The sequence below is a fragment of the bacterium genome, assembly GCA_030247525.1.
Taxonomy (GTDB): domain Bacteria; phylum Electryoneota; class JAOADG01; order JAOADG01; family JAOADG01; genus JAOTSC01.
The window spans coordinates 1-11,495 of record JAOTSC010000107.1; the positions used below are offsets into that span (position 1 = coordinate 1).

The 11,495-nt window shown below is 49.5% G+C and carries 6 protein-coding genes; all 6 read right to left on the reverse strand.

Features of this window, described 5'->3' with window-relative positions; translation table 11 throughout:
- Positions 1-102: GTP-binding protein (locus OEM52_10255; protein MDK9700513.1), on the reverse strand; the 102-nt coding region annotated here is incomplete at its 3' end.
- An 18-nt stretch (positions 103-120) separates the two neighbouring features.
- Positions 121-2,199 carry an elongation factor G gene (gene fusA, locus OEM52_10260; GenBank protein ID MDK9700514.1) on the reverse strand — a complete coding sequence of 693 codons (2,079 nt, stop codon included), beginning with the start codon at positions 2,197-2,199 and terminating at the stop codon, positions 121-123.
- A 121-nt stretch (positions 2,200-2,320) separates the two neighbouring features.
- Positions 2,321-2,791 (reverse strand): 30S ribosomal protein S7, encoded by a 471-nt coding sequence (gene rpsG, locus OEM52_10265; protein ID MDK9700515.1) that lies wholly within the window; start codon positions 2,789-2,791, stop codon positions 2,321-2,323.
- 18 nt (positions 2,792-2,809) lie between these two features.
- Entirely contained in the window at positions 2,810-3,214 is a 405-nt protein-coding gene (rpsL, locus tag OEM52_10270; GenBank protein ID MDK9700516.1) for a 30S ribosomal protein S12, read from the reverse strand.
- A 115-nt stretch (positions 3,215-3,329) separates the two neighbouring features.
- Positions 3,330-7,691: a DNA-directed RNA polymerase subunit beta' gene (gene rpoC / locus OEM52_10275; protein MDK9700517.1), complete on the reverse strand. Its 4,362-nt coding sequence runs from the start codon at positions 7,689-7,691 to the stop codon at positions 3,330-3,332.
- On the reverse strand, positions 7,684-11,466 hold the full coding sequence (gene rpoB, locus OEM52_10280; GenBank protein MDK9700518.1) for a DNA-directed RNA polymerase subunit beta: 3,783 nt from the start codon (positions 11,464-11,466) through the stop codon (positions 7,684-7,686). Before rpoB ends, rpoC begins: the two co-directional genes overlap by 8 nt.
- Positions 11,467-11,495 lie beyond the last annotated feature (29 nt).

An 11,495-nucleotide genomic window follows, 5' to 3' on the forward strand; every position in this document is an offset into this window, starting at 1 on the left:
TAACGTGATCGCCGCCGTCAAAGTCGTCTTACCATGATCGACGTGACCAATCGTACCGATGTTCACGTGGGGCTTACTGCGATCAAACTTCGCTTTGGACATTTCGAATCCCCTAAAAAGTTACCCGTTAACTTCTTTTAGTATCTTTTCCGAGACCGATTTTGGAACCGGCTCATATTTTTCAAACTGCATGGAAAAAACCGCGCGTCCCTGCGTCATCGAACGAAGCGCAGTTGCATACCCGAACATCTCGGCTAATGGAACTGACGATTTTATCGTCTGGGCATCACTGCGAGGTTCAATGCCGTGAATGCGGGCACGACGTTGATTCATATTCCCCATCACGTCGCCTAAGTACTCTTCCGGTGTGATAACATCAAGCTGCATCACCGGTTCGCAAAGGATCGCTCCTGCCTTTGCAGCGGCCTCTTTAAATGCCATCGACCCGCAAATTTTAAACGCCATTTCGTTCGAGTCGACTTCGTGATAGCTACCATCCAGCAACGTCACCGTTACATCGTCCATCGGATAACCAGCAACAACGCCGGTTTTCATTGCATCACGACAACCTTGATTAATCGCTGGAATATACTCTTTCGGAATAGACCCGCCGATAATCTTCGATTCAAAATGATAACCCTTGCCACGCTCATTCGGTTCTACTGAGATTACGATATGGGCAAATTGTCCACGACCGCCAGTCTGCTTGGCATACTTGTGATTGACTTCGGCCTTCTTCGTAATCGTTTCCTGATAAGCGACCATCGGCTTACCGACATTTGCTTCGACACCGAATTCGCGTTTCATGCGGTCGACGATAATCTCTAAGTGCAACTCGCCCATCCCAGCGATGGTCGTTTGAGAAGTTTCATCGTTGTATCGCACTTGAAAAGTTGGATCCTCTTCCGACAATTTCGACAATGCTTCGGACAATTTATCCTGATCGGCTTTCGTTTTCGGCTCAATCGCCAGTTGAACAACCGGAATTGGAAAGGTCATTCGTTCGAGAACGATTGGATGATTATCCTCGCACAGTGTATCACCGGTTCGCGTATCTTTCAAACCAACAAACGCACAAATGTTACCAGCAGCAATTTCGTCGATGTCTTCGCGCTTATTGGCAAACATGTGCAACAACCGGCTGACGCGTTCCTTCCGGCGTGAAATCGGATTATGAACATAAGAGCCAGCGGCCAATTTGCCCGAATAGACACGAACATACGTTAGTTTTCCGACATAAGGATCGGTTTGAATCTTGAACGCTAAACCGCTAAACGGTTCATCGTAATTGGCTGCGCGTTCTTCCGGCTCGTCGGTCTGGGGATGATGTCCAGTAACTGGAGGCAACTCCTCAGGTGAAGGCAACAGGTCTACGACCGCATCCAACAACGGCTGTACGCCTTTGTTTTTAAAACTGGAACCAAGAATCACCGGAGTTATTTTACAATCGATGGTCGCCTTACGCAGCGCAGCGATTAACTCTTCTGGCGGTATTACTACATCGGCAAAGAATTTTTCCATCAAATGATCGTCGTAATCGGAAATCGCTTCGATCAATTTTTCGCGAGCATCGTGGGCAGTTTGTGCCATCGAGGCGGGAATTTCCATATATTCCCAACCTTTGCCGAGGTTGTGCTCGTTATAAACAATCGCCTGCATTTTAATCAGGTCGATTTGTCCAGTAAAGAGTTCACCTTGCCCCATTGGAATTTGGATTGGTATCGGCACCGCTTTCAATCGCTCTTTCATCATATCTATGACGTTGTAAAAATCAGCACCGACGCGATCCATTTTATTGACATAGGCAATGCGAGGAACACCGTAGCGATTCGCCTGTCGCCACACCGTTTCCGATTGCGGTTCAACTCCACCGACTGCACAGAATACCGCAACCGCACCGTCCAGCACGCGAAGTGAGCGTTCGACTTCCACTGTGAAATCGACATGACCCGGCGTATCGATGATGTTGATGCGATGGTCGCGCCAGTAGCACGTTGTCGCTGCCGATGTGATGGTGATGCCGCGTTCTTTCTCCTGCTCCATCCAATCCATCACGGCGGCGCCTTCGTGCACCTCGCCCATTTTGTGGGTCTTTCCGGTATAAAAGAGGATCCGCTCCGTAGTCGTGGTCTTACCGGCATCGATGTGTGCCATGATGCCGATATTGCGGATTCGGGAAAGACGTTCCAACTGACCCATTCGTATTCTGCTCTCTTAGTTAATTGCCCAGTGCGATTTACCGCGTTCCGCTATTTGGCGACCGTATGCAAATGATGGCAGTACGGAAGTCACGGAACAAAAATTGTTACTTGTTTACCGATTACCAGCGGAAGTGCGCAAAAGCGCGATTGGCTTCAGCCATCTTGTGGGTATCGTCCCGCTTTTTAATTGCGTTACCTTCGCCACGTGACGCTGCCATCAATTCGCTTGCCAACCGCTCCGCCATCGTTTTTTCGCTGCGCGAACGCGAACTATTCAATATCCAACGCATTGCAAGCGCTTCGCGGCGATCGGGGTTGACTTCAATTGGTACCTGATAGGTTGCGCCACCAACTCGACGGGATTTGACTTCGAGCATCGGTCCAACATTTTCCAAAGCTTTACGGAAAATTTCGACGCCATCACTCTTCGCCTTTTCGCGGATTTGTTCGATCGCGTGGTAGAAAATCCGTTCTGCCGTCGCTTTCTTTCCGCTCCACATCATATTGTTGATGAATTTTGCGACAAGATTGCTGCCAAACTTGGGGTCGGGCAGAATCTCGCGTTTCTGAATTCTTTTTCGTCGTGCCATTGTATCAAGGTCCGAAAATTACTTCTTCTTCTTCACCGGAGCTGCTGCGCCTGCCTTGGGCCGCTTCGCGCCGTATTTGGATCTTCCCTGCCGACGTTTTTCGACGCCTTGCGAGTCCAGCTTGCCGCGGATGATATGATAACGGACACCGGGAAGATCTTTGACTCTTCCCCCGCGAATCATCACTATGCTGTGTTCCTGCAAGTTATGTCCCTCGCCGGGGATATACGCAGTCACTTCAATTCCGGTTGACAATCGAACACGGGCAACCTTGCGTAAAGCCGAATTAGGTTTCTTCGGCGTTGTCGTATAGACACGCGTACAAACACCACGCTTCTGCGGACATCCTTTCAACGCAGGCGCGGTTGTTTTTTTCAATATGCGTTCGCGACCCGCTCGCACGAGCTGGTTAATCGTCGGCACAAATCCTCCAACCACAAAGCCAATCAATATACTATCGGTCTACTACCGAGTCAAGTAATGGACTTCCAACGACAGTACCCTGAGAGATATTTTTTAGAAATCTTCAACAAACCGGTTAAGCAACCGGCTCGTTGCCTTGCTCCTCACCATTCCCCGCATCTTCAATCTCCGCGGGGGTTGGCACCCAACTCGAACGATCATTCTCAACAATGATATTCCGGAATTTCGACATTCCAGTGCCGGCCGGAATAATGTGTCCCATAATGATATTCTCTTTGAGTCCATTCAAATGGTCGATTCGTCGTTCCACTGCGGCATCGGTAAGTACCCGTGTCGTTTCTTGGAACGATGCCGCCGACAAGAATGACTCAGTCGTCAATGCAGCCTGCGTGATACCCAATAGAACCGGTTCCCACTGCGCCCGAATTGCATCGCGAGTCATTGCTTCGGTTCCACCAGCTTTTTTCGTCCGCTGGTTTTCACGCCGCAATTCACGGATGCCGATCTGCTGACCATTCGTTAACGAAGTATCACCGGGATCGGTCACAATCATCACATCGATTAGCGCTTTATTGATCCGCTCGAAACGCTGCCGATTAACAGTATCACCTTCCAGGAACTCGGTATCGCCGGGATCCATAATGCGGACCTTCTGCATCATTTGGCGTACGATAACTTCGACATGCTTGGGATTAATTTTCACGCCTTGCTCGGCATATACCGCGAGAATTTCATTGACTAAAAACTCTCTGGCGCGGGAATGCCCTAACACTTTCAAAATGTCACTCGGCGAGCGCGGACCTTCCGTCATTGGATCGCCTGCCCGGACAAAGTCGCCATCGAAAACAAGAAGATCACGGGTTACCGGTAACATATACTTCTTTTCGTCGCTGGTCGACAACGAAGAGATTACAACTTCGCGAACCCCTCGGCGAATGCCGCCAAAGCGGACAATACCATCGATTTCGGCGATGATTGCCGGATCGCGCGGCTTTCTCGCTTCAAACAATTCCTGCACGCGGGGAAGACCACCGGTGATGTCTTTTGCCTTGACACCCTCACGGGTAACACGGGCGATTTCAGTACCGGCTTCGACGAAGTCGCCTTCTTCCTTCATCAAACGGGCGCCGACCGGAAGGACGTACTGGCCTTGCTTACGGGTCTGCGGATCACCTTTGGCCGCCAACAGAACAATGTGCGGAGAGAGCTTCTTGTCGCGCGGTTCAATGATTACACGATAACGCTTTTTCGTCGTCTCTTCGGTCATTTCCTTATACGTGAGATCCTCTTTCAAATCGATATAGTGAATGTAACCATCGTTGGTTGATAAAATCGGTTTGGAATAAGGATCCCATACAAACAGTAATGCCCCACTATCAACAATATCCCCGTCAGCAACTTTCAATTCCGCACCATAGGGAATATTGTGTTTCGATACTTGGCGGTTATTTTCATCGATCAATAACATCAGCCCGTTTCGCCGCACTACAACTGCACGACCAGACTTCTGACTGACGAAAAATACATTTTCAAAAACGATTTGACCGGCAGCTTTCGCATACACTTCACTCTGCGCTGATTGACGGGCCACCGTACCACCGGTATGGAAAGTACGGAGCGTAAGCTGGGTACCCGGTTCACCGATTGATTGGGCAGCGATCACACCAACCGCTTCACCAATATCGACCAAGCGACTTGTCGTTAGGTTGGTGCCATAACATAACCGGCAAACCCCGAAATCGGCATCACAAGTCAACACGCTTCGAATCATCACATGTTCAACACCGCTGCGGGCGATGATATCGGCTTCGCGAGCGGAAATCACCGATTTCGACGGTACTAATATCTCATTGGTGACCGGATCATAAATGTTATCAGCAAGTGTTCTTCCGACAATCTTCTCGAAGAGTTGCGCGCTAACTTCCTGACCTTCTTCTAACGCTTCGACCGTGATACCATTGGTGGTTCCGCAGTCTTCGATACGAATAATCACATCCTGCGCTACGTCGACCAATCGCCGTGTCAAGTATCCCGCGTCGGCGGTTTTTAATGCGGTATCGGCAAGACCTTTACGAGCGCCGTGAGTGGAAATGAAGTATTCGAGTACCGTCAATCCTTCTCGGAAATTCGATACAATCGGATTCTCGATGATTTCACCTTTACCACCGGTGACAGTTTTCATCGGCTTCTGCATCAATCCACGCATACCCGCCAACTGACGAATCTGATCCCGCGAACCACGAGCACCGGAGTGTGCCATCATGTAAACCGGATTGAACCCTTGATCGCTTTGCGCAAGGTGTTCCATCATCTTTTGGGCGACTTCGTTGGTAGCATGGGTCCAGGTGTCGATGATGTTGTTGTAGCGTTCGGTATCGCCAATTAAACCTTCCTCAAATGTCTCGGTTAACTTCTTAACTTCTTCCCAAGCGTTTTCGATGACTGCTTCCTTTTCCTTCGGAATTTCGATATCCCAAATCGAAACCGAAAGCCCGCCGCGCATAGCATAGTTGAAGCCGAGTTCCTTCAAGCGATCTAAGAATTGGGCCGTTTTTGTCGTACCGACATAGTTGTGGCACTCTTGAATGACGTCTTGAATCTCCGCTTTGGTTAACAGCGAATTAAAGAATTTGTGGATACGGATTTCTTCGGGAAGAATCCGGTTGAAGATTACGCGACCGACAGTTGTATCGACGTATTCGCCGTTGCGGCGAAGATAGATCTGCGCATTCATGTGTACGATATTATTATTGTACGCCATGATGACATCTTCTTCGTCGGCAAAAAAGCGATTCTCACCAAACACGCCGGTACGTTTCTTGGTTAAATAATAGCAGCCAAGAATCATGTCCTGCGAAGGTACGGTGATCGGTCTACCGTTTGCCGGATGTAACAGGTTACCACTGGCAAGCATCAGCAACCGCGCTTCCAATTGCGCTTCAAAACTGAGCGGTACGTGGACTGCCATTTGGTCGCCGTCAAAGTCAGCATTGAACGCCGCACATACGAGCGGATGTAACCGAATTGCTTTACCTTCGATTAGTACCGGTTGAAAGGCTTGAATACCAAGACGGTGCAAGGTTGGAGCACGATTCAACAGTACCGGATGATCCTGAATTATCTCTTCGAGAATCGCCCATACCGCCTCTTCGCGTCGCTGTACCATTCGCTTAGCGGTCTTTACGGTCTTCACATATTCGCGTTCGATTAACTTGCGAATCACGAACGGCGTAAAGAGTTCGATCGCTAACTCCTTCGGCAAACCGCACTGGTGCATTTTGAGTTCGGGACCAACAACAATGACGGAACGACCGGAATAGTCGACGCGCTTTCCGAGCAAATTCTGGCGGAAGCGACCCGATTTTCCTCGCAAGTTATCGGAGAGCGATTTCAACGGACGGTTGCTATTGCCGCGAACTTCGACATTCTTTCGGCCGTTGTCGAAAAGCGAGTCGACCGCTTCCTGCAACATGCGTTTTTCGTTACGCAAAATTACGTCAGGGGCTTTAATCGCAATCAAGCGCCGCAAGCGGTTGTTACGGATAATTACCCGCCGGTAGAGGTCGTTCAAGTCGGATGTTGCAAAGCGACCACCTTCGAGTGGTACCAATGGACGAAGATCCGGCGGTATCACCGGTATTCGTTCGAGAACCATCCACTCCGGTTTATTCTTCGCTAACTCGTTGTTTCGCTTGAACGCTTCGGCAACTTTCAATCGTTTAATCGCGTCGTTCTTGCGCTGGAGGTTGCTCTCAAGGTGCGTCGCTTTGTGAAGCTCTTCGGTCAATTTCGCTAAATCAAGCCGGGAAAGCATCGTCCGAATCGCTACGCCACCGGTCATCGCAATGAACTTGTCGGGATTGTTGTCTTCGAGTTTCTCATTCTCTTCGCCGAGCTCTTCGAGCAACTGATAATACCGGCTCTCATTCAACAACTCGCGTTCGCGCATACCAGTTTTACCGGGTTGAATTACGATGTACTGTTCGTAATAAATCACCCGTTCGACATCGCGTACCGTGGTTCCGAGCAAGTACCCAATCTTCGACGGACCTGATTTAAAAAACCAGATGTGAACGACGGGCACTGCGAGTTCGATATGTCCACCCCACTTGCGGCGAACATCTTTTTTCGTAACTAAAACCCCGCAACGATCGCACGTAATGCCGCCGTAGCGCATTCCTCGATACTTACCGCACGAGCATTCCCAGTCTTTTGTCGGTCCGAAGATTTTTTCCGAGAAAAGACCTTCGCGTTCCGGTTTGTAGGAACGGTAATTAATCGTTTCCGGTTTGGTGACTTCGCCGTGCGACCTTTCAAGAATTGCCTCCGGCGACATCACCGATACGGTGATGTTTGTAAATTCAAGCGGAGCCGGCGGCTCTTTTTTCGGATCGTTCCGATCGAGCTTTTTCCAGTCCTTAAGCTCCTTCAACATCGCCTCCGGAATGGGCGGCAACGGATTCGTGAGTTCAGTCATTGGCAAGCTCCACATCAAGACAGAGACCATTCAATTCGTTGACCAAAACTTCGAACGATTCGGGGACGCCCGGTTTCGGCGTTTCCGTACCCTTCACAATCGCCTCGTACATCTTAGAGCGACCGGTAACATCGTCCGACTTAACGGTCATTATCTCTTGCAGAATATGCGCCGCACCGTACGCCTCAAGCGCCCAGACTTCCATTTCACCAAAGCGCTGACCGCCAAACTGCGCCTTACCGCCTAACGGTTGTTGCGTAATCAAGCTGTACGGTCCAATCGAGCGGGCATGAATCTTGTCGTCGACCAAGTGCGATAGTTTCATCATATAGATGACGCCAACCATCACTTTCTGATCGAACGGTTCGCCGGTTCTGCCATCGTACAACCGCACTTTCGATGTGCGTTGTCCAAGATTTAACTCTAATAAATCTTCGACCTGCTTAATCGTTGCCCCATCGAACACCGGCGTTTTATACTGGGTTCGTGTTTTCATTCCAACCCAACCGAGTGCGGTCTCGAAAATCTGTCCAAGATTCATACGAGAAGGTACGCCGAGCGGATTCAAGATGATGTCGAGCGAAGTGCCATCGTCCAAGAACGGCATATCTTCAATTGGAACGATTTTTCCGACGACACCCTTGTTACCATGGCGACCTGCCATTTTATCGCCAACGCTCAACTTACGGCGTTGCGCGATTCGGACTTTCGCCAATTGGAGAATCCCGGTCGGCAATTCATCACCGAGTTTGATACGATGGACTTCATTTTTCGCATCGACTTCAAGCCCGAACAAATCGTCGCGGTAGTCGCCGATGATGCTGCGAATTCCCGTGTTGACATCATCATCTTCATGCCACGGATAATCGATATCAAGATCGTCGATGTTTACCTGCTGTAATAGCTCGCGGGTAAACTTTGTACCGTTCGTAATTCGAAATTCACCCGAGACCGAACGGACGCCCTTCATCGTTTTACCATCGAGGAATTCCAGCAGCTTCTCTTCGGCAACGCGTTTGATTTGCATCGCCTCGTGTTGCTTGCGTTCATCGATATCATCAATCCGCCGTTTGTCGTCGCGTTTTGCTGCGGCATCCTTTTTCTTGCGACTGAATAAATCGGAACCGATTACTACACCGTAGAGACCGGCTTCCGCTTTCAGCGAGGCGTCTTTTACATCGCCTGCTTTGTCTCCGAAGATTGCCTTTAAGAGCTTGTCTTCCGGCGTCAAGTCCATCTCGCCTTTCGGCGTAACTTTGCCAATCATGATATCATTCGGAAGTACCTGCGCACCGATTCGAATAATACCATTCTCGTCAAGATTCTTCGTCGACTCTTCCGAAACGTTAGGGATTTCACTCGTTAGTTCTTCTTGTCCACGTTTCGTTTCTCGAACAGTAAGTTCTTTTTCCACGATGTGAATCGAGGTAAAGACGTCATCCTGTAACATCCGCTCGGAAATGATAATCGAGTCTTCAAAGTTGTAACCGTTCCAAGGCATGAATGCACAGAGAACGTTTCTACCCAACGCCAACTCTCCAACATCGGTCGAAGGGCCGTCCGCCAACAATTCACCCTTTTTCACCACCTGTCCGGTTTTCACGCGCGGTCGCTGGTTAATGCAAGTATCCTGATTGGTGCGGCGGAATTTTTTCAACAGGTAAGTTTCCTGTTTTTTCTGTACGCCCTTGCGGGTTTGTAACTCGGTTTCAAGAGTAATCGAATTCGAGTCGACTTCGAGTACCACTCCGTCATTTTCTGCTAAGACTAAACTGCGACTGTCACGAGCCGCACGTTCTTCGAGCCCGGTTCCGACGACAGGTGCTTCCGGCACTAACAGTGGTACCGCCTGGCGCTGCATGTTCGATCCCATCAACGCCCGGTTGGCGTCGTCGTGCTCCAAGAAGGGGATTAACGCTGCTGCAATCGAAACCATTTGATGCGGCGCAACGTCCATATACTGCACGTCTTCCGGCTTTATTACCGGAAAATCTCCCCGCTGCCGGCATTGTACTCGTTCAGCGGTGATTTTGCCGCTTGGGTCGACAGCAGTATTTGCCTGTGCAATCTGGTATCGATCTTCATCGTCGGCACTTAAGTAGTCGACTTCGTTGGTCACGATGCCATTTAAAACCCGACGGTAAGGTGTTTCAATGAAACCCAAATCATTTATACGGGCGAATGTACACAACGACGAAATCAAACCGATGTTCGGACCTTCCGGTGTTTCAATCGGACACAAGCGGCCGTAATGCGAATAGTGGACGTCGCGGACTTCAAAACCGGCGCGCTCACGTGTCAACCCACCCGGTCCGAGTGCTGATAACCGGCGCTTATGGGTTAACTCGGTCAATGGATTGACTTGATCCATAAACTGCGACAATTGGTTCGTACCGAAGAAGGTGTTAATCACCGAACTTACGGTCCGGACATTGACTAAATCCTGCGGATGCAGTTTTTCAGTGTCGCGAATATTCATGCGCTCTTTAACGGTGCGCGCCATTCGCGATAATGCGACGACGAACTGATTCGCCAATTGCTCACCAACAGTGCGAACCCGGCGATTGCCCAAGTGATCGATGTCATCGGTGGTCTCTTGACCTAATCGCAGCAGCATCACTTTCGCAACGATTTTTACCATATCGTCTGGTGTTAAAACCGTCGTTTTCGTCGAGATGTTAAGGTCGAGTTGTTTGTTTAACCGATATCGTCCGACACTGCCAAGATCGTAGCGTTTCTCATCGAAGAAGAAACGATGAAGATTTTTTTCCGCACTTAGCTCATCCTGCGGCTCGCTGCCTCGGAGTTCTCGGTAAATCACTTCCAGTGCTGTCTTGCGGTCGTGTGATTTGTCCTTCTTGAAAGTATTCTGAATGATCTCGAGCGCAAGGTTTCGTTTCGCATCACGCGCTGACTTGAAAATGGTAATTTTTTTGATGCTGTTTGCTTCAAACGACTTTAACAACTCAATCGTTATCGGGTCAGATTCGTGTGCGAGTAATTCGCCTGTAGTGGGATCGGCGACATCTACAGCAATGTGCCGCTCGACAGTCTGCTTGTGTTGCTTTCGATATTCGATTTCACGTTCGACATAAACGTCTTCCACCAACTCGAACAGCTTGAGAATATCGATTTTTTCCGGGAATCCAATCGCCCGTAAGAGGGTGGTTACCGGGAATTTTTTCCGCTTGTCGACATAAGCGTACAAACAGTCGTTGATATCGGTGGCAAATTCAATCCAACTGCCGCGGAACGGAATAATCCTTCCGGAGTATATAATTGTTCCATTGGGGTGCGCCGTCTCGCTGAAACTCACTCCGGGACTGCGATGCAATTGGTTGACCACAACGCGTTCGGCACCGTTTATAATAAAGGTACCGGAGAGCGTCATCAATGGAATCGATCCGAGATAAACATCGGATTCGATGGTTTCGCCGAAACCATCGGAAGAATCGTCGCGGGTCGACAACCGCAATTTTACTTTGAGGGTGGACGAATATGTCGCAGCACGCTCTTTGCATTCGTCAATCGAGAACTTCGGTGGTTCGATAAAATACTCGACGAACTCGAGAATGCTTTCCTCACGATTGTCCATAATCGGAAAAATCGAAAGGAATATTTTTTGTAACCCGACCGGCTTGCGCTGCGCCGGCGGCACGTCTGACTGCAGGAATTCCTCAAAACTGTTAAGTTGTGCTTCGAGCAGATCGGGCAGCTCGATTACTTCGGGAATTCGCGCGAACGTGACGCGACGGTCAAACGTTAATTTGTTCAAGGCGCCTCCGCTCCGAATAGACCATACAC